We start from the raw sequence: 19,565 nt of genomic DNA on the forward strand, positions 1-19,565 counted from the left end.
TCCACACTTGCCGTGCGGTGCGCACCGAGGAGGATTTCAACATGCTTGTCGATACCATCCTGCAAACCAAGGGCGTGATCGTCCACACCCTGCCCGAAACCGATACGCTCGCCGATGCGGTGAACCTGCTCAACACCCACAATATCGGCGCCGTGGTCATCACCGATACCGGTGGCGCCATTATCGGCATTCTTTCCGAACGCGACATCATCCGCCGCCTCGGCAAGGATCCCACCGGCGCCCTGTCCCTCACCATAGGCAAGGCCATGACCCGCGGCGTCGTCACCTGCAAGCGCGATACCGACATTGCCGAGGTCATGGAGCGCATGACCAGCCTGCGCATCCGCCACATGCCCGTCGCCGAAACCGGCGAGCTGATCGGCATCGTCTCCATCGGCGACGTGGTCAAATACAAGATTCAGGAAGCCGAGCACGAGGCCGAAGTGCTAAGGGAATATATCGCTTCCTGATCCGGCGGGCCGTTTCGATGCTGCAGAGTTTCCTTCTTGCCCTTGTCGGCGTCGTCGCGGCCCAGGCCTCGCCCGGTCCCAACATGTTCGCCGTCATCGGGGCGGCGCTGGGCAATGGCCGTCGCGCCGCCCTGCTGGTCGTAGCCGGCATCGCCTCGGGCACCGTGGTCTGGGCAGCCCTGGCCGCATTGGGCCTCGGCGCCATCTTCGCCGCCGTGCCGGCTCTGCTCACCGCGCTCAAATTCATCGGCGGCGCCTATCTCTGCTATATGGGCTTTCGCGGCTTGCGCGCCGTGCTGCGCGGCACCGAAGCCGCTCTGCGCGCCGAAACCCGCACCCTGTCCGACAGCGCTGCCTGGCGCCGCGGCTTCTTCGTGGTCATGACCAATCCCAAGGCGCTGCTGATGTGGATGGCGCTGGCCACCTTCCTCTTTGGCACCGGCCTCACGCCCGGCCAGGTCCTGCTCTTCGGCCCGGTCGTCGCGCTTTCGGCCACGCTGATCTATGGCTTTTACGGCGTCATGTTCTCCACCGGCCTCGCCAGCCGCGGCTATGCCCACTTCTGGCGCTGGATCGAAGCCGCCTTCGGCACCGCCTTCAGCGCCCTGGGCCTCACCCTGCTCATCTCCGGCCTGCGCGATCTCAGGCCGTAGTGGAGGGCGCATGAAGCGACTGTTCTTGTGGATTCTGGGCATCGTGGCGGTACTGGCCGTCGCCCTGTTCCTCGCCTTCCGGCTCAGCCCCTGGCCCACTGTCCTTGTCATCCAATACGCCTTCGGCAAGGGCGATGCCGCCTCCGAGGCGCGGCTGGTCAAGCATGTGCCGCCAGGCATCGTCACCCGCACCGACCTGCCCTACGGCACCGGTCCCACCGAAATCTTCGACCTCAACCTGCCGCCCAACGCCTCCACCCCACTGCCCGTCATCGTCTGGGTGCATGGCGGCGCCTGGATCGCCGGCAGCAAGGCCGGCGTCGCCAACTATCTCAAGGTGCTGTCCGGCCAGGGCTATGCTACGGTCGGCGTGGAATATTCCACCGGCTATGGCACCAGCTATCCCACCCCGGTCCGCCAGGTGAATGCCGCGCTGGGCCATGTCTCGACCCATGCTGCCGAACTCGGCATCGACCCTGATCGCATCATCCTGGCCGGTGATTCCGCCGGCGCCCAACTGGCCGCCCAGGTCGCCAATATCATCACCGACCCGGCCTATGCCGGACAGGTCGGCATCGAGCCCCAGATCGACCCGGCGCAGTTGCGCGGCGTACTGCTGGTATCCGGCGCCTATGACATGCAGGCCGCCACCGTCCCCGGCGGCGACATGTCGTGGTTCGTCAATACCGTGCTCTGGGCCTATTCGGGCGTGAAGGATTTCGTCGAGGACGAACAGTTCACCCTCGCCTCCGTCGCCCACTATGTCACGCCGGCCTTCCCGCCCGCCTATATCACCAGCGGCAATGGCGACCCGCTGTCTCCGCAGGCCGAACGCCTCGCCGCCTCGCTGTCAGGCATGGGTGTGCCTGTGTCGAGCCTGTTCTATCCAGCCGACCACGCGCCCGCTCTGCCGCACGAATACCAGTTCAACCTCGACACGCCGGAAGGCATGGCATCGCTCGACAAGATGCTGGCCTTCCTGCGAACCACGCTGGCTTCGTCCTCGCGCTGAACCACCGGCTCCATCCCCTTCTCCCCTCGTGGGAGAAGGTGCCCGAAGGGCGGATGAGGGGGCACTCACGCCAGCCGCATCAATCCCGCCGCCGTCGGGCCAAACCCGCATTGCCGATAAAACCCCTCCAGATGCGGCTCGAAATCCACATGCAGCCACCGCGCCCCGCGCTGCCGCGCCACGTCAGCCGCGCGCTCCACCAGTTTCGAAGCAATCCCCTGCCGCCGAAACGCCTCGTCCACGCAGGTATCGAGAATGAAGGCATGCACGCCGCCATCCCAGGCGACATTGACGAAGCCGACCAATCGAGCGCCGTCATAGGCGCCCACATGCGTCAGGCTCCGCTCCAGCAGCGGCTGGAAGCTCGCCGGTCCCTCATCGCCCCATGCCACGAGCCACAGCCGCCGCATCGCCTCGTCGGTCGGAAACGGGTCCGTCACGATCTCGATGGTCAAAAGCCCGCTCCCGTTTCTTACCAACCTGACCAAGTCTTCACCCGGCCGCAAGGTCCTGAACAGGCGACACAATCTAGGGTCATTCCTGCCGGATCAACCGGCTCCCATGCAAAGGACCCTACCATGAAGACGATCACCACGACCGCCATTGTGGCACTGATGACGGCCTCTATCGGCCTGACCGCCATTGTCCCCACCTACGCCCAGGACGCCGCGCCCGCCCAGGAACAGAGCTTCCGCCAGGGCGGTCCGGGCTTCCATCTCCGCCAGGACGGTTTTGGCGGTCCCGGCCGCGGTGGCCTGGTCGATTTCCTTGGCGGCAGTACCGAAGCGGTCGAAATCGCCCTCGTCCGTCTCAGCCACGCCGTCGAGATGACATCCGAGCAGCAGGCCTTGTTCGATACCCTCAAGACCGACGCGCTGGCTGCCGCCGAAACCTTCACCACCGCCACCGCGGCCCTGCGCCCCGCTGACGACCAGGCAGCACCAGGCATTTCCGAGCGCCTGCAAAACCGCATCGCCTTCGAAACCGCGCGCCTCGCCGCCCTCGAAGCCGTGCAGCCGGCCGCCACCGCCTTCTTCGACAGCCTAACCGCCGAGCAGCAGACGCAGTTGACGCCGCAGCGCCCCGATCGCGGCGACAGGCCCCGTCATTTCGGCAAGGGTGGCCCCCGCCATATGGGCCAGCAGGGCGGCCCGGCCGCGCCAGCCCCCGCCTCCAAGGGCTAGGCAATCCGCAAACCCCGGCGCTCAACCGCCGGGGTTTGCTTTTTCACGGCCTTCCACTACCAATCGGAGACCACCCGACTGGATAGATCATGACCGCCCTGCCCCTCGATCCCGCCCGTATCCGGGCCGAATTCCCCGCTTTTGCCGAACCGTCCCTCCAGGGCCAGGCCTTCTTCGAAAATGCCGGCGGCTCCTATACGTCGCGCGCCGTGCTCGACAAGCTCGACCACTATTACCGCGCCACCAAGGTCCAGCCCTATGGCCATTACCCGGCCTCGCAGGCGGCCGGCGCCGCCATGGATCTCAGCTTCGAGCGCCTGGCCCAGGCCCTCAACGTCACCGCCGACTGGATTCATTTCGGTCCCTCGTCCTCGGCCAATACCTATGTGTTGGGCAATGCCTTTGCCTTCTGGCTGAAGCCGGGTGACGCCGTCATCGTCACCAATCAGGATCACGAGGCCAATACCGGCGCCTGGCGCAAGCTGGCGAAAATGGGCGCCGAAATCCGCGAATGGCAGGTCGATCCCTTGACCGGCCGCCTCGCACTGGCCGATCTCGACAAGCTGCTCGACAGCAAGGTCAGGCTGATCGCCGCCCCGCATTGCTCCAACGTCTCCGGCGAGATCAATCCGGTGGCGGAAATCGCCGCCCGCGCCAAATCCGTCGGCGCCGTTACCGCCATCGATGGCGTCAGCTACGCCCCCCATGGCCTGCCGGACCTCGCGGCTTTGGGCGCCGACATCTATGTCTTCTCCGCCTACAAGGTCTATGGCCCGCATCAGGGCGTCATGGCCGTGCGGCCGGAGTTGGCCATGTCGCTCCCCAATCAGGGCCACTTCTTCAACGACAACAAGCTGCGCTACCGCCTGACCCCGGCCGGCCCCGACCACGCCCAGATCGCCGCCGCCTCGGGCATTGTCGACTATCTCGAAACCGTCGCCGCCATCGCCGGCACCAATGTCGAGGGTACAAACCCCTTCCGCCGCGCCCACGCCGCCATGCGCGCCCAGGAAGTGGCCCTGGCCACGCCCCTGCTCGATTACCTGCGCAAGAAGAACGCCGTCCGCATCATCGGCCCCGACGATCCCAATCTGCGCGCACCCACCATCGCCCTGGGCCTAACCGAACCCGGCGCCGCCATCGCCGCGCGCCTGGCAAAGCACAAGGTCATGGCCGGCGGCGGCCACTTCTACGCCTACCGCCTGCTCGAAGCCGTCGGCATCGACCCCAACCACGGCGTGTTGCGGCTATCCTTCGTGCATTACACAACGCCGGAAGAGATACAGCAGTTGATCGCTGCGTTGGATGAAGAACTGCCCTAGTCGCGCCCACCAGATCCACCCTCCCCCTTGAGGGGAGGGTAGCGTAACTCGGCCCATCAGGGCCGTTAGTGAAGCTAGGGAGGGGGTGTCGGACTCCTCCGCATACCCAGCGCATGCGGCGCTCTCGACACCTCCACCCTTGATCCCTCCCCACAAGGGGGAGGGAGACGACTGAAAAATCTCGCCAACAACGAGTCCCCAACTCATGTCCCGCCCCGTCGCCGCCCTGCTGCTCCTGATCTGCACCATGCTCTGGGGCTTTGCCTTCATCGCGCAGAAATCGGCCATGGATTCCATGGGTCCGCTCACCTTTGCCGGCGTCCGCTATCTGCTCGGCGGCCTCCTCGTCCTGCCGCTGGCTCTCTGGGAACGCCGCCGCCGCACCGCGCCGCTGACCGGCGTGCATTGGGGCTTCATTGCCGGCATGAGTCTCGTCTTCTTCATTGGCTCCTGGCTGCAACAGGCGGGCCTGGCCACCACCACGGCCACCAATGGCGGCTTCCTCACCGGGCTCTACGTCTTCTTCGTGCCGGTGCTGGGCTTCCTGCTGTTCCGCACCCGCCCCCATCCGATCATCTTCGTCTGCGTGCCGCTGGCTTTGGTCGGCATCTACTATCTCAATGGCGGTGGGCTCGACAGCTTCACCCAAGGCGACGGCCTCATCACCGTCAGCGCCGTGTTCTGGGCCATGCATGTCATCCTGCTCGGCCATGTCGCCCGCGCCACGGGCCTGCCCATCTTCGTCTCGGCGGTCAGCTTCCTTGTGGCTGGGGCGGCGGCGCTGTCACTGGCCTTCGTCATCGAAACCCCGAGCTGGGAGGGTATTTCCGCCGGCTGGATCGAGATCGCCTATGCCGGCATTCTGTCCACCGCCGTGGCCTTCACCTTCCAGGCCATCGGCCAGCAATATGTGCCGCCCGCCAATGCCGCCATCATCCTCTCGGCCGAAAGCCTTTTCGCGGCCATTGGCGGTGCGCTGATCCTGGGCGAACGCCTGCCGCCCATCGGCTATGCCGGCGCCACGCTGATCTTCGTCGCCATCCTCGCCGTCGAAGCCCTGCCCCCGCTCTGGGAAAGGCGCCGGGCGCATGTGGCGCGAACGACGAACTGAGGACCTATTCGGTGTAGCGATACATCCGATACGACTTGCAGATCACGAAGGCCACGCAGCCCTTGAGGACGATTTCGTCCTCCCCGACCTGGGTGATGGTGCCGCCGGCCCGCTGCCCGTAAATGCTGAGGTCACCCTTCCACTGATGGGGCTTCACCTGCCGCGCATGGTCGATCAGCAGCGTATTGAGATAGGGCAGGTTTTCCGCATTGTCGGCGCCGCGCCCCAGCCAGATCAGCGTAGCGCATAATTGCGTGCCGTCCCCGCACAGCTCCACGCTGTAGCGGGAATCCCGCATCTCGATCTCCCAGATCCCCTCGGGAGAGGCCAGTGCCGGCTGCGCCAGCATCGCCAATGCGCCAAGCACGAGAACAGGTTTCCGCATCACAAAATACTCCAGGCTGTGGACAACCAGCCTGCCCCAGCCAAGCTGAACTGCTCCTGAACGATATCTGACCGATCGCGTCACGTCCCCGTCATACAAGATCGTTAAATCTTGCCCCGTTCCCGGCCCATCCCCCATGGGTCCGAACCCGCCGCGCCCCACGTCCCCAACGTCGCGCCCGGCCTTTTGGAGAGTGCGGCCGCCAACCCCCACTCTCCCTGCCGATCCAGTCGGCATTCTGGCCGCCCCGCTGGGCGGCCTCTTTTTTGTGGAGCATATCTCTTTGCACTCGCGCCCGGCAGGCCGCTCCGGCACAACGGAGCCATGGCCAAGCTCTATTTCTCCTACGCGGCGATGAATGCCGGCAAGTCCACCTTGCTGCTGCAGGCCGCCTATAACTATCGCGAGCGCGGCATGCGGCCGCTGCTCTATACCTCCTCGCTCTACGTCGAAAACGGCATCGGCCTCATCGCCTCGCGCATCGGTATTTCCGAACCCGCTTCGCTCTATTCGGCCGAAGACGATCTCTACCATTCCATCCGCGAGGAGACCGAAACCGGCAAGGTCGATTGCGTCTTCGTCGATGAAGCCCAGTTCCTCACGCCCGACCAGGTCTGGCAGCTTGCCCGCGTCAGCGACCGCCTGCGCATTCCCGTCATGTGCTTCGGCCTGCGCACCGATTTCCAGGGCAATCTCTTCCCCGGCAGCCGGGAATTGCTGGCCATTGCCGATACACTGCGCGAAATTCGCACCATCTGCGAATGCGGCGCCAAGGCGACCATGGTGGTGCGCCAGAGCGCCGATGGCCGCGTGCTCACCGCTGGCGAGCAGGTCTCGATCGAGAAATCGGTCTATATCTCGCTGTGCCGCAAGCACTGGGAAGAAGCGGTCGGCCGCTGGCCGGTGAAAGGACCCTGATCATGGACAATGCCAACGCCGAGCCCAAGGGCGCCCTCACCATCCGCACCCTTGCCATGCCGGCCGATACCAATCCGTCCGGCGATATTTTCGGCGGCTGGGTGCTGAGCCAGATGGATATTGCCGGCTCCATCGCCGCCCATGAACGCGTCAAGGGCCGCACCGTCACCGTCGCGGTCGAAGCCATGACCTTCATCGCCCCGGTCAAGGTCGGCGATGTCCTGTGCATCTACACCACGGTCGAGCGCGTCGGCACCACTTCCATCACCGTGGGCATGGAAGCCTGGGCCCGCCGCAACCGCCTGGCCGACCGCGTCAAGGTCACCCAGGGCCGCTTTGTCTACGTCGCCCTCGATGATGACGGTCAGAAACGCCGCATCGATCCCTGAACGTGCCCGATGCAAGCTGAACGATTTCGTTCAGCCGGCGTTCAGCCAGTACGTGATTTGTTGCTACCATCGACCGGTCCGGTCGCGTTGGAGTGCGTTTATGAGAATCCGCCTGCTCGTCGCCGCTATTGCCGCCATCGTCGCGGCCAGCATCGTCCCGGCCTTTGCCGATATTGGCCGGACAACCCAGCAGACCAGGGTCTACCAGAGCAACAGCGCCGGCTCCGCCCTCGTCGGCACCCTGCCGGCAGGACAGAACATCGAGGGCCAGTGCCAGCGCGATGGCTGGTGCCGGATTACCGGTGGCGGTCTAAGCGGCTGGGTGCAGCGTAACGACGTCGTCCTCCAATCGGTCAGCCCGCCTCAGCCTCAGCCTCAGCCGCAGCCCCCTCGGCCGCAGCCGCAGCCACAACCCCAGCCGAATCCGGGCTGGCCCTGGCCCCAGCCCTGGCCGCAGCCACAGCCGCCGCGCCCGCAGCCGCCGGTCTTCGACGAAGCCGGAGCCTGCTTCTATAGCGAGCTCAATTTTCGCGGTTCCAGCTTCTGCGTTGATGAGGGCGATTCCTATAGCCGCCTGAACAACTGGGACAACAGGATCCGCTCGGTCGAAGTCTTTGGCGGTGCCCGTGTCGATCTCTGCAGCGATGAGCGTTACCGGGGCTACTGCGTTACCCTGCGCAGCAATGCCTCTCGCCTGCCCACCGAGCTTGATCGCCGCGCATCGTCACTGGACGTTTACTAACCTGGCAAACCAATATTCACCGGAACTCTTTCTTCCCGGTTCCGTTTCTTGAACAATCAAAAGCTGAAGCGTCAGCGGCCGCCAAGCGTCGCCCCATTCCGGGGCCGGCCAAACAGCACAGAGGAGCTCAGACAGATGAATCGCCACACTCGCAAGATGTTGCTGAATATCGCCACCGGCATCGCCGTGGCCGCAACCGCCGCCGTCGTCTTCCTGCCGGCTGCCTATGCAGCGCCCGGCGTCGTGACCGGCAATGTCAATGTGCGCTCCGGCCCGGGAACCAATTATGGCGTGGTCGATGTCGCCACCCGCGGCACCCAGGTCGATGTGCAGCGCTGCCAGGGCTCCTGGTGCTATGTCACCAAGCCCGGCCCGGACGGCTGGGTTTCCGCCAGCTACCTGAGCGCCGGCGGCCGCCCGGTCAATCCGAGCCAGCCCGGCCTTTCCTTCGGCTTCACCATCGGCGGCCCCAACGGCCCGCAGATCAGCATCGGCGTCGGCAACCAGCCCCAGCCGCCGGTCATCCGTCCGCCGCGTCCGCCGGTCATCCAGCCGGTCTATGACGAAGTCTGCTTCTTTGACCGCACCAGCTTCCGCGGCACCAGCTTCTGCATGGAATCGGGCGACAGCATCCGCAACCTGGGCGATTGGACGGACCGCATTTCCTCCATCGAAAATCGCGGTGGTCTGCAGGTCCAGGTCTGCTCGGAAAGCAGCTATCGCAACTGCCGCACCTACACCACCAGCGCCTCGTCGCTGGGCGATTTCGACGACTACGTCGCTTCGATCCGCGTGCGCTAGTCAGCGAACGCTGTTCGCAGCAGGGCGCGGCTTCGGCCGCGCCCTTTTCGTTTTGCCCCTTGGAGCGGACCGCCTGCCGCGCTACGCTGGCGCCATCGAGAGCATCCGGGATTCAGCCATGCGCCATGTTACCCGCTTCCTGACGGCCCTTGCCGGCATCATGCTACTGGCCATGGCGCCCGCCTTTGCCGCCTCGGAAACCGGCACCCATGCCTGGAGCAGCGATACGCTCATCCTGCGCGAGGGGCCGGGCCTGGCCTATGCCGTGACCGGCGAAATCGCCGCCGACCAGCAGATCAAGGTGCTGCGCTGCCAGAAACTCTGGTGCGCCGTCGATGGCCTCGGCGGTCGCGGCTGGACCGGCAAGCAATCCGTGGTCTTCGGCCTCACCTCGGCCGACTGGCCCGGCGGCGTCAATCCGGACTATCCCGCCGGTGGCCCCGGCATGGTCTGCTTCTACCGGGGCACCAACTTCACCGGCGCCGAACTCTGCGTCGGCCCCGGCCGCGTCATCCACGATCTGGCTCTGCTCGGCCTCGACAACAGCTTCGCCTCCGTCAGGGTCGATGGCAATGTCTCGGCCGCCGCCTGCCGCGACCGTGGCTTCCAGTCCTATTGCGAACGCATCATCGCCTCCCAGCCGACCCTCGCCCCCTACCTCCGCCGCGCCCTGAGCTCGATCCGGGTGTATTGAGGCGGGCCACCATGAGCCGGGCCTCCCCTCTCCCCTCGTGGGAGAGGGTGGTTTTCCGCGTTCAGCGGAAAACCGGGTGAGGGGGCTGCGCCCTCCCATGCTTCAATGCCAGCGGACAGCTCAGCGCCCCCTCATCCGCCCTTCGGGCACCTTCTCCCACAAGGGGAGAAGGCAAAACCCAAAACCTAGAGGATCGAAGGGCCGGGTGTAGCCACCCACCATGCCTCATTCATCTTTCCACGGCCCTGCCCGCCCATTCTGACCACCCTCGCTAAACACCCCATTCAGCGGCAGTTCAGCGCCAATATTGTTCATTCGCCCTCGGAAACAGGCGGCATTTCACGCCCCTGCAAGTCAAACGAGGGTCTTTCGAAATGAACATCAAGCACATCACTGCTATGTCTTCCGCCGCCGCCGTCGTCCTGCTGTCGACTGCCGCCGCCTTTGCTCAGCCCGGCGTCGCCACCGGCGCGGTCAATGTCCGCACCGGGCCCGGCACCTCCCATGCCAAGGTCGGCACGCTCAGCCCCGGCGAACTGGTCGATGTCCTCGACTGCCAGGGCTCCTGGTGCTTCGTCGATCGCAATGCCGGCACCGATGGCTGGGTCTCGGCCAATTATCTCAAGCCTGCCGCCGCCCAGCCGGCGCCCGGCCCGTCCAAGCCCGATATTCCGTTCAATTTCGGCGTTACCGTCGGCCCCGGCGGCCCGGCCTTTTCCTTCGGCATCGGCGATGCGCCGCTGCCCGCCCCGCCGGCCCCCGCCGCACCCAAGGTCTGCTTCTTCAAGAGCACCAATTTCAGCGGCAGCCAGTTCTGCGTCAGCCCCGGCGACAGCAATCCCACCCTGGCCGGCAGTTGGAACAACGCCATCTCCTCGATCAGCATCGAGGGCGGCGCCCAGGTCACCGTCTGCAAGAACAACTGGTATGGCGGCATGTGCACCACCATCACCACCTCCAAGAGCTCGCTCGGCACCTACGACAACGCCATTTCGAGCTTCCAGGCGCTCTGACCGCCCCGCTCGGAACGACCAGCGCCACCCCGCGGGGTGGCGCTGCATTGTTGTTGCGGACCGATGGATTTCATCAAAACTCCGTCCTACCATACCCCCGCTGACCCGAGTCTGTGAGGAGACGCCGGAGGGCAGCTTTGGGGGAGACAACAACTATGCCACGCATATCCGAATACTATTTTCGCACGGCCATCCTGTTCCTGATCGTGGGCATTGCCATCGGCATCCACATGTCGATCAGCCAGAACCACAATGTCATCGGCGCCCACGCCCATATCAACCTGCTCGGCTGGGTCACGTCTGCCGTGTTCGGCGGCTATTACGCCCTGAACCCGGCCAAGGCATCCGGCCGCCTGCCGATGATCCAGTACTTCGTCTATGTCATCGGCGTCGTGCTGATGGCCGCCTCGCTCTACCTGCTGCTGCAGGGCAACACCGCCCTCGAGCCGCTGGTCGCCGCCGGCTCGCTCATCACCTTTGCCGGCGTCCTGCTTTTCGCCTGGGTGGTGTGGACCCCGGCCCGCTAGCAGGTTCCAAAATACGTCGAGCGCCGTCCTGATGGACGGCGCTCTGTCTGGCAGCATCTTTGCTGGGAATGCAGGACTGACGCTGCCAACTCCGGGAGGAGGTCGGCGGGGCTACTCCCCGAAAAACATCGGATACAGCCGGTCGGCAAAGGGCCGCACCGCCTGCGCATGCACCATGCCGCTTTCCCGCGCCCGCTGCGCCTCGGCAATATGCAGCACCATGTCCTGGCGCAATTCGGCCTTCTGCTCGTCGCTCAGCGCCGATGCTTCGAGCATGGCGACCACGTCGCGGAACATCGCGTCGAACTCATCCTGCGGAATGGTCGCCATATAGCCGGTCACCACCTCGTCAAACGTAGCGACCCAGTCCGCCTCGCCGAACCCGGCGGCGGCGATATAGCCGTTATAATCGAGCTCCAGGAACACATCGCCCGCGCCGTAGTAGATGTCCTCGCCGCTTTCCTCGGAGATTTTCTCCATGATCGTCACCACGGTACCCACGCGGTTCGTATCGAGCGCCACGACCGGCACGGCAAAACCCGCCAGCATGGCGAAAGCCACGATCGTCTTCTTGAAAAAGTTCATGTTCTTTACTCTTAGAAAGTCAGCTTGAGCCCGACCGATCCGGAGATCGACGGATCGCGGCCATTGGTTGCGGCATGCACCGAGCCTGACAGCGCCAGGTTGTCGGCAATCTGGTGATCCAGTTCGAGTCCGGCGCGCAGCCAGGTGGCGCTCCGCGTGCCCCCACCCAGGCTGAAATCGAACAGGCCGATCACATTGCCCTTGGCCGCCGGCGCGTCGCCGCTGCGATGCACCACCTCGAAACTGGTGGTCAGCATGGTCTGCGTCGAAAATTCGGTCATCGCCGCCACGCCCAGTCGCATCTCGGCCATGCCAAGCGTCTGCGCATCGAAATGCGCCGGGAACGGGCCGCCCGTTTCGGTAAAGGCGGAGATATGCTGCCGCCCGAGCGCCACCGACGCCCAGGGATTGATCGTCGTATTGCCGATCTGCGCCGCTTCCAGCCAGTCCGCCCGCAACCGGATCACGCCTGCGCCGAGGCCCGTCTTGCCGTTCGAATAGACCGTCGCCGCGCCATTGCTGTAGCCACGATGGAGTTCGGCATTCCAGCCGCCCAGCATGCCGGTCACCGACAGCAGCAGCGGCGTGCCATCCGGCTGCCAGTCCACCTCGCCGATCACATATTGCCCGTTGAGCCGGCTCGACCCACCCCAGCGCCAGCGACTGCCAGGAGCCGCTGGTGCCCACGCCCAGCCCTGCCTTGACAGTGCCGCCCAGCAGATCGACACAGCCACCGGCTTCCGCCAGTGCCAGCCCGGTGCCGCTTTCCCCATGTAGGCCGAAATCGCCCGTGGCCCACATGCAATGGCCATCCTCCAACCGCCCCTGCTGCATCAGCGGCCGGTGATGCGCCCCGTTCATCGGCAGCCAGGTCAGGAACTCGCCGGCACTGGCAATCTGCGTCGTGGAAAACAGTGAGCGCTGGTATTCCGCCACATCCATCAGCCCGCCCGGGCCATCGCCGGTGACGCGGGCGATAAAGGCGCCCGACGATGGGTCAGAGTTGCTCATGAGCCCGGCAATGACCCGACCATTGTCGGAAACCGCCGTGGCGTCGGTCAGCACCTGTCCGTCTGCGAGCGTAACCCCGTGCCGCCCCAGCCAGTCATGCAGCGATTCCATGCCGGTTTCTTCGGTCCAGCGGAAGGCCAGCGTGCCCTCGCTCCCGACCTCCCCCGCACTGCTCCAGCCCACGACATAGGCGCCATCGCGCGATACGGCCCTGGCCTCGCTTTCCGCATCGGAGCGCGCGGGCACCAGCGTACCCAGATCATACATCTGCGCATTGCCTGCCACGCCGCCCGTGGCTCCTTCCACCCAGCGGAACGCCCGGTCGATGCCATCCGCATCGGCAGCGGAGCCGACAACGATCCGCCCATCCGCGGAAATATCGAGCGCGGCGGAGGAACCGCTGTCGATCCCGGTGAACGAGCCGAGATCGAGCGGAAGCCTGGCGCCCGGATCGCCTGCCTCCAGCCCCGACAGATCCCAGCGCACCGCCCGCGAAGCGGTCGCGTTCCCATCGCTATAGCCGGCGGCATAGCGGCCATTGTCCGAAATCGTCCAGGCGGCCCAGTTATTGGCGTCGTCCAGCCCGTCGAGCCGGTACATTTCCACATTGTCCACCTCGCCGGTGGTCGCGTCCTTGATCCAGGCCCAGGCGCGCGTCATGCCCGGGCGGATATAGGAGCCGACCACCCGCGTGCCGTCACCGGAAACGTCACGCGCTGCCATATGTGCATTGGGAATACTGGGATAGAGCAGACCCAGGTCGATCGGCACGCCATTCGGCGCGTCCCACAGGAAGGCCCGGTTGTAACCGGCCAGGTTCTGCGAATACCCCACCACCCAGCGGGCATCCCCGCTCATCCCGTAGATGCGCGACGTACCGGTCCCGAAACCGGGCAGGCTCGTCACGCCGCCGGGCTCCTGATAATAGCCGGTATCGATGTGGTTGACCGCGTCTGTAACATTCCCGACGAAAATGCTGCCATCGGCGCTGAGCGCCGGAATGTCGTAATAGTGGTAGCCGAGGTCCGGCCGCGACGGGTCGAGGATTTCGCCCGCAGCTTCGGCCTTTGGCATGGTGACGATGGCCGTCGTGCCCAGCAGCATCGCCATGCCCGCCAGCCGCCATCCCCCGCGCCTGCGTGAAGCCGTGCCGAACGATCGTGTTGCCATGTCCCTCTCCTGAAACGCAAAATCGGCCCCGGAAGGGGCAGGGATTGCGAACTAGGAGACGGACGCCAAAGGTTCAACGCATATGCCCTTGGGGCATAATCATTGCTGCCGCGCATAATTCCCATGCGGCCAAAACAAAGGCGCCACCCTGATTCAGGGGGCGCCACCGGTCGGTTCTGCGTTTTGGGAATGCAGGGGAAACCGACCGGAACTCGAGCGGACCGCCCGTGGCGTCCGTATCAGCCGGTCGTGGCGCGCCTAGAACGCCGCCTTGAGGCCCACCGAGCCCGCGACACTGGGATCGCGGCCATTGCTGGCCACATGCACCGAAGTCGACAGTGCCAGATCCTCGGTCACCTTATGGTCGAGTTCGAGGCCGGCCCGCAGCCAGGTCTGCCCATAGCTGCCGCCACCGATATTGAAGGCGAACAGCCCATCCACCGTCCCCTTCGCCGCCGCGGCCGTACCCGTCCGATGCGCCACCTCGAATGTGGTGCTCAGCCTGGTCTGGTCGGAAAATTCCGTCACCGCCGTCAGGCCGAGACGGATATCGGCACTCGACAGGTTCTGCGCGTCGAACTTGGCCGGGAACGGCCCGCCGGTTTCCGCATAACCATCCACATGCACATGGCCGAACCCGATGGAGGCATAGGGATTGAAGCTGGTATTGCCGAGCTGCCCCGCTTCCAGCCAGTCCGCCCGCACGCGCACCACGCCGCCAAAGGCATTGGTCTGCCCGCTCGACATCGCCGTCGCAGCACCATTGGAATAGGCCCGGTCGATATCGGCCTGCCAGCCGCCCAGCATGCCGGTCAGCGAGAACAGCAGCGGCGTGCCGTCGGGCTGCCAGTCGGCCTCGCCCAGCATGTACTGGCCCGCCATGCGCGCCGACCCGCCCAGCGCCAGGTCCTGCCACGAGCGGCTGATACCGACCGCCGTCCCCAGCCGCACCGAGCCGCCCGCCAGGTCGATGCAGGCACCCGCCTCGGCCAGCCCCATGCCCGTGGATGTGCCGCCATGATGGGCCATATCCCCGTGGCCCAGGCGCACATGTCGCCACTCAGGTTCGGCGTCATCATCAACGGCCGGTGATGCGCCCCATTCATCGGCAGCCAGCTCAGATATTCGCCGGCATTCGCAATCCCTGCGGAAGCGAACAGCGTCGAGTGATATTCCTCGACATCCATCAGGCCGCCGGGCAAATCCCCGTCGATCCGGGCGATGTAACCCCGTTTCTCGCCCGCGGCATTGGTCATCGATCCGCCGACAACCCCGCCATCGCCGGATACGGAAAGCGCCGTCGTGAGCTGATTGCTCCCTGCTTGCACGCCGTTGGCGGCCAGCCAGTCGGCCACCGAGATCATCCCGCTTTCCTCTTCCCAGCGGAAAGCGGTCGATTGCAAGGCGCTGTCCCGCGACATTCCCACGACGACGCTGCCGTCGGCGGAAACGGCCTTGGCCGAACTGTAGGTATCGTCGCCCAGCACCCCGAGATCATGCATCTCTTCATTGCCAGCAGCGCCGCCCACACTGCCTTCGACCCAGCGGAAGGCGCGAACCGAAACATTGTCTTCCAGTCTCGAATGCCCGACGACCACGCTGCCATCGGCCGATACCGCCTGGCCGGAGGCCAGGTTGCCGCCCAGCGTGCCGAGGTCCTCGATGCCCGCGCTGCCCATCTCCGCCAGCCGGCTCAAATCCCAGCGGGTTGCGGTCCCCTCCGTACCGTTATTGCTGTCGCCCACTGCAAACTGGCCATCGGCCGAAACAGCATTAGCATAGGTTATGTTGAAGCCAGCGACACCGCTGAGCTCATACATCTCCTGGTTATGCCCCACCCCCTGATCGCTGTCCTTGATCCAGGCAAAGGCGCGAACCCCATTGCTGTCGTTTAGGGACCATCCGACCACGACATTGCCGTCATGGGATACGCCATAAGCCTCGGCCGTGGAGGATGCCGCCGCCGCCAGCGTTCCGATATCCCTAACGCCATCGGCTTCCGTCCAGCGAAATGCGCGTATAACGCCCATGCCTTCCCTGACAGCGCCAACGGCGACCTCACCATTGCCCGAGAGCACGCGGCTGTTGACGCTGCGATGCGTTTCCGGCCCGTCGAGCCGGACATATCGCTCTCCGTTCCAGTGATAGCTCTCATAAATCCCGCCATTCCACCTGCTCATCAGCGCCATTCGTCCATCGGCGCTGAGCCCAACGACTTCCTCCACGCGCGGCAGGCCCAGGATTTCCGGATCGATCAACTGCCCGAATGCCTGCCTTGGCACCAGCATCAATACCGTCGTTCCCAGCAACATGCCGGCCAGCATCGCCCGGCCATTTCGGCCCCTGCTCGCCAGAGTTCCACGCGCAACAACCGCCATCGCTATCTCCCGAAAAGGCAAAAGACCGGCCCCTTTCACGGAAGCCGGTCCTGCCAACTAGGTGACTCTGCTCGCGCCCTCAACGCAGTGGACCGCTGCTCATAACCAATGCCCTCGCGCAAAACCGCCGCTCAGCTATCCTCCAGGTCGCGCCGGTAGATCCCCGGCGACACGCCGAACCGCCGCCGGAAGGCGGTGATGAAATTCGACGGCTGGCGATAGCCCATCATCCAGGCCAGTTGCTTGAGCGGAATGTCGAGCCCCTCTTCCAGCATCCGCCGCGCCGCGATCAGCCGCGCTTCCAGCAGGTAGCTGAACACCGTCGTTCCGAAGAGCTGCCGGAAACCCAGGTTGAGCCGCTTGGGCGCAAGCCCCACCGACCGTGCCAGCGCCACCAGGTCCGGCGGCGCGGCCAGGTCGGCCAGCAGCCGTTCCCGCGCTTCCCGCACGCGAATGAGTTCGCGCGCACTGAGTTCCCCCGGCGCGATCGGCTCCTCCGCCAGCACATCCATCTGGTGGGCAATCAGTTCCAGCGTCTTGGCCCGCTGGTAGAGCGCGCCCATCCGCCCCTGATAGATCGGGGTCATCAGCTCCTGCGCCGCCCGCAGCGCCCCCGCCGACATGGCCCGCATCAGCGAGATCGGCTCGGCCCGCCCCTCCAGCACGCGTGCCACCAGCTCCGGCACGCCATCGTCACTGGCCATCTGTTCGAGCGCGTCCGGCGTCAGCATCACGGCCACCGAGCGATAGTCGGCCTGCCCGCTGATATCGTAGCGCAACTGGCGCTCCGACAAGCTCACCGCATACATCTGCCCCGGCAGCCGCCAGTCCTGCGTCTCGTTGCCCTCGGCCACGATACTGCCGGCCCCACCCAGCAGGCACCCGATCACCAGGTTGCGCGATGGCATTTCACCGGTCGGGGAAAGGCTGTATCCGCTCGGCGAACTTCCTCCGCCGGCAAACATGGAAATGCCGTCCTGTATGATGGCATGTTCCATGAAGATGCTGAGGGCGGCATCGGCGACCGTGATACGCCCGGCGCCGTCGAAGCCGCGGACCACGCCTTTTCGTGCGCTGGCAAAGGACCACTCTCTCCTGCTGCCGACCGGATACGGCCGGCTGGCATTCCAGTTTACTGAATTCCTGTTGATTTGCGGGGCTCCACGCTATGCAATTGGAGCCCTCCCACTTCGCTGCTTCGCCCCGGCGGGACAACCCGGCGACCCCTCGCGCATAACGATCGCCGTTGCGCATAATGCGCGCCGCTATTCGGCGGCTTGTGCCCGATAGGCTCCCGGCGCCACGCCGAAGCGGCGGCGGAAGGCGGTGGCGAAATTGGTCACCTGCCCATAGCCCAGCTCCCAGGCCAGTTGCTTGAGCGAGAGCGGCGTGCCGCCCTCCAGCGCCGCCCGCGCGGCGTCAAGCCTGGCATCGCGCAGATAGTTGAACACCGTCGTGCCATAGAGGCCGCGGAAGCCGCGATTGAGCCGCTTGGGCGTCAGGCCCACATCCAGCGCCAGTGTCTCCAGGTCCGGCGGCTCGCGCAGGTCTTCCAGCAGGCGCTCGCGCGCGCGGCGCACCCGCGCCAGTTCCTTGGACGTCAGCGCGCCGCGATCGTCGTCCACCTCGAACCGGTCGAACAGATGCGCCAGCAACTCGAGCACCTTGGCCTGCCGGAACAGCACCCGCATCGATCGGTCATAGGGCATGCGCAGCAGCATGTGGCTGATGGCCCGCAATGGCCCCGAAATCGCGGCCACATCGGCCAGGTCGTCCACCCGCCCTTCCAGCACGTTGCGCACCACATCGGGCAGACGGCCATCGCTGCCCAGCAGGTCCAGCGCCTCCGTTTCCAGCCGCAGCGCAATGGTGCGCCAGCCGTCTTCGGCAATGATGTCATACCGCATGCGCCGCTCGGTCGGCGACAGCAGATAGGCCCTTCCTTCCTCGCGCCAGGTCTGCTCGTCGCAGCCTTCCAGCGCCATCACGCCGCTCCCGCTCAGCATGCTGCCCAGGATGATCCGCCCCTGCGTATCCCGGCCTGCCTCCACCTCCATGTTGAAGCGGCTGCCCCCCTCTGCCTCGCCCCGATAGAGCCAGATGCCCGGAAATATAGGTGTCTCTTCCAGATAGGCCGGCACCGCTCCGCGTCGGAAATCCGCACGCTCACGCGCGTCGAAATCGTGCGCCCACGCGCTATGTTCGCTGGAAAACAGCCAGTTCTGCATGCCCCGCCCCACCAAAGAACAGGGACAATATACAAACTTCTTTGTCAGTTGCAGTACCAGGCGCCTGCCGGAGCCGGCTTTTCTTATGCTTGCCGGCCCATCCTTATGCCCGACGGCCCAACCGCCCGCCTCGGGATCGGAAACTTGCATACCGCCGCCATTTGGCCCACACCCCGGACGCGGAGAATAGAGGAGTCCACCATGCTGCCCTGGGTCAAGCTCGATGAAGCCACCATGCCGGGCGGCGGCGTGCTCAGGCTGATGCAGCGCGGCGCCGAATTCTCCATCATGTCCGGCACGACAGAACTGATGAACAGCCGCCTCAGCGGCTCCGAAGAGCAATTGGCCACCCTGTCGGCCGCCCGCCTCGCCGGAAGGGCCAAACCGCGCATTCTGATCGGCGGGCTGGGCATGGGTTTCACGCTCCGCGCGGCGCTGCAGAGCTTCCCCGCCGGCAGCGAAATCGTCGTCGCCGAACTGGTGCCCGAAGTCGTCGCCTGGGCACGCGGTCCGCTCAATGCCATCCACGGCACCAGCCTCGACGATGACAGCGTAACGCTGCACCAGGGCGATGTCGCCACCGCCATCACGTCAGGCAAGCCGTTCGATGCCATCCTGCTCGATGTCGATAATGGCCCGGATGGCCTGTCGCGACCGGCCAATGACCGGCTCTACAGCACCGCCGGCCTCGCCACCGCCAAAGCCGCCCTGACATCGGGCGGGCACCTTGCCGTCTGGTCCTCCGCGCCCGATGCGAAATTCACCAAACGCCTGAAACAATCCGGCATGACGGTCGAGGAAATCGGCGTCCGCGCCACCAGGAGCGGCCGGGGTGCGCGCCACACGATCTGGTTCGCCACTAAAGCATGTCTCCCGAAAGTGGCCCCGGTTTCGGGACAAAGACATGCGTCGAAGCAAAAGGCTAAAGCGAACGGAGCGAATCTGAAAGATCGCGACTCGCTTTAGCCCCCG

General features: G+C 65.3%; 20 protein-coding genes and 2 pseudogenes. 14 read left to right on the top strand and 8 right to left on the bottom strand.

Annotation, left to right across the window (positions count from 1 at the left end; genetic code table 11):
- The first annotated feature begins 41 nt into the window (after nt 1-41).
- From NVV79_RS21935 to NVV79_RS21945, 3 genes are read left to right on the top strand one after another with little or no spacing between them, the layout of a single operon-like run.
- Nucleotides 42-470: a CBS domain-containing protein gene (locus tag NVV79_RS21935; protein ID WP_303994185.1), complete on the top strand. Its 429-nt coding sequence runs from the start codon at nt 42-44 to the stop codon at nt 468-470.
- A gap of 17 nt (nt 471-487) precedes the next feature.
- Entirely contained in the window at nt 488-1,123 is a 636-nt protein-coding gene (locus tag NVV79_RS21940) for a LysE family translocator (protein ID WP_303994188.1), read from the top strand.
- 10 nt (nt 1,124-1,133) lie between these two features.
- Nucleotides 1,134-2,135, top strand: coding sequence for an alpha/beta hydrolase (locus NVV79_RS21945; protein WP_303994190.1), 1,002 nt, complete (start codon nt 1,134-1,136; stop codon nt 2,133-2,135).
- Nucleotides 2,136-2,200: 65 nt separating this feature from the next.
- Here the strand turns inward: NVV79_RS21945 and NVV79_RS21950 are convergent, their stop codons facing one another.
- Nucleotides 2,201-2,545 (bottom strand): GNAT family N-acetyltransferase, encoded by a 345-nt coding sequence (locus NVV79_RS21950; RefSeq protein WP_303994371.1) that lies wholly within the window; start codon nt 2,543-2,545, stop codon nt 2,201-2,203.
- Nucleotides 2,546-2,713: 168 nt separating this feature from the next.
- On the opposite strand from NVV79_RS21950, the gene NVV79_RS21955 reads away from it, so the two are divergent.
- The 3 genes from NVV79_RS21955 (at nt 2,714) to NVV79_RS21965 (ending at nt 5,752) form a co-directional block, all read left to right on the top strand.
- Entirely contained in the window at nt 2,714-3,319 is a 606-nt protein-coding gene (locus NVV79_RS21955; protein ID WP_303994193.1) for a Spy/CpxP family protein refolding chaperone, read from the top strand.
- A gap of 89 nt (nt 3,320-3,408) precedes the next feature.
- Entirely contained in the window at nt 3,409-4,641 is a 1,233-nt protein-coding gene (locus NVV79_RS21960; RefSeq protein WP_303994195.1) for an aminotransferase class V-fold PLP-dependent enzyme, read from the top strand.
- Nucleotides 4,642-4,846: 205 nt separating this feature from the next.
- Nucleotides 4,847-5,752: a DMT family transporter gene (locus NVV79_RS21965; protein ID WP_303994197.1), complete on the top strand. Its 906-nt coding sequence runs from the start codon at nt 4,847-4,849 to the stop codon at nt 5,750-5,752.
- Nucleotides 5,753-5,756: 4 nt separating this feature from the next.
- Here NVV79_RS21965 and NVV79_RS21970 read toward each other — a convergent pair whose 3' ends face one another.
- Nucleotides 5,757-6,137: a hypothetical protein gene (locus NVV79_RS21970; protein WP_303994199.1), complete on the bottom strand. Its 381-nt coding sequence runs from the start codon at nt 6,135-6,137 to the stop codon at nt 5,757-5,759.
- A 324-nt stretch (nt 6,138-6,461) separates the two neighbouring features.
- On the opposite strand from NVV79_RS21970, the gene NVV79_RS21975 reads away from it, so the two are divergent.
- The 7 genes from NVV79_RS21975 (at nt 6,462) to NVV79_RS22005 (ending at nt 11,221) form a co-directional block, all read left to right on the top strand.
- Nucleotides 6,462-7,055 carry a thymidine kinase gene (locus NVV79_RS21975; protein ID WP_303994203.1) on the top strand — a complete coding sequence of 198 codons (594 nt, stop codon included), beginning with the start codon at nt 6,462-6,464 and terminating at the stop codon, nt 7,053-7,055.
- Nucleotides 7,056-7,057: 2 nt separating this feature from the next.
- Complete coding sequence (locus tag NVV79_RS21980) at nt 7,058-7,444, top strand: acyl-CoA thioesterase (RefSeq protein ID WP_303994206.1); 387 nt, start codon at nt 7,058-7,060, stop codon at nt 7,442-7,444.
- Between the two features lie 100 nt (nt 7,445-7,544).
- A complete protein-coding gene (locus NVV79_RS21985; RefSeq protein WP_303994209.1) occupies nt 7,545-8,186 on the top strand; it encodes a peptidase inhibitor family I36 protein in 642 nt (213 codons plus the stop codon).
- A gap of 135 nt (nt 8,187-8,321) precedes the next feature.
- Complete coding sequence (locus tag NVV79_RS21990; protein WP_303994210.1) at nt 8,322-8,987, top strand: SH3 domain-containing protein; 666 nt, start codon at nt 8,322-8,324, stop codon at nt 8,985-8,987.
- A gap of 118 nt (nt 8,988-9,105) precedes the next feature.
- On the top strand, nt 9,106-9,681 hold the full coding sequence (locus tag NVV79_RS21995) for an SH3 domain-containing protein (RefSeq protein ID WP_303994212.1): 576 nt from the start codon (nt 9,106-9,108) through the stop codon (nt 9,679-9,681).
- 374 nt (nt 9,682-10,055) lie between these two features.
- Complete coding sequence (locus NVV79_RS22000; RefSeq protein ID WP_303994214.1) at nt 10,056-10,694, top strand: SH3 domain-containing protein; 639 nt, start codon at nt 10,056-10,058, stop codon at nt 10,692-10,694.
- Between the two features lie 155 nt (nt 10,695-10,849).
- Nucleotides 10,850-11,221, top strand: a complete 372-nt coding sequence (locus NVV79_RS22005; protein WP_303994217.1) for a hypothetical protein — start codon at nt 10,850-10,852, stop codon at nt 11,219-11,221.
- Nucleotides 11,222-11,817: 596 nt separating this feature from the next.
- Here the strand turns inward: NVV79_RS22005 and NVV79_RS22720 are convergent.
- From NVV79_RS22720 to NVV79_RS22030, 6 genes and pseudogenes are all read right to left on the bottom strand, one after another.
- Complete coding sequence (locus NVV79_RS22720) at nt 11,818-12,618, bottom strand: autotransporter outer membrane beta-barrel domain-containing protein (RefSeq protein WP_369684757.1); 801 nt, start codon at nt 12,616-12,618, stop codon at nt 11,818-11,820.
- Between the two features lie 457 nt (nt 12,619-13,075).
- Nucleotides 13,076-13,987 (bottom strand): annotated as a pseudogene (locus NVV79_RS22725) (hypothetical protein); the annotation flags it as partial.
- 258 nt (nt 13,988-14,245) lie between these two features.
- Nucleotides 14,246-15,016 (bottom strand): autotransporter outer membrane beta-barrel domain-containing protein, encoded by a 771-nt coding sequence (locus NVV79_RS22015; protein ID WP_369684756.1) that lies wholly within the window; start codon nt 15,014-15,016, stop codon nt 14,246-14,248.
- A gap of 341 nt (nt 15,017-15,357) precedes the next feature.
- Nucleotides 15,358-16,365 (bottom strand): annotated as a pseudogene (locus NVV79_RS22730) (hypothetical protein); the annotation flags it as partial.
- Nucleotides 16,366-16,496: 131 nt separating this feature from the next.
- A complete protein-coding gene (locus tag NVV79_RS22025) occupies nt 16,497-17,426 on the bottom strand; it encodes a helix-turn-helix transcriptional regulator (RefSeq protein ID WP_303994225.1) in 930 nt (309 codons plus the stop codon).
- 204 nt (nt 17,427-17,630) lie between these two features.
- Nucleotides 17,631-18,593, bottom strand: coding sequence for an AraC family transcriptional regulator (locus NVV79_RS22030; protein WP_303994228.1), 963 nt, complete (start codon nt 18,591-18,593; stop codon nt 17,631-17,633).
- 201 nt (nt 18,594-18,794) lie between these two features.
- Between NVV79_RS22030 and NVV79_RS22035 the strand changes: the two genes are divergently transcribed.
- A complete protein-coding gene (locus NVV79_RS22035; RefSeq protein WP_303994231.1) occupies nt 18,795-19,559 on the top strand; it encodes a hypothetical protein in 765 nt (254 codons plus the stop codon).
- The last annotated feature ends 6 nt before the right edge of the window (nt 19,560-19,565 follow it).

The sequence above is a fragment of the Devosia ginsengisoli genome, assembly GCF_024707105.1.
Taxonomy (GTDB): domain Bacteria; phylum Pseudomonadota; class Alphaproteobacteria; order Rhizobiales; family Devosiaceae; genus Devosia; species Devosia ginsengisoli_A.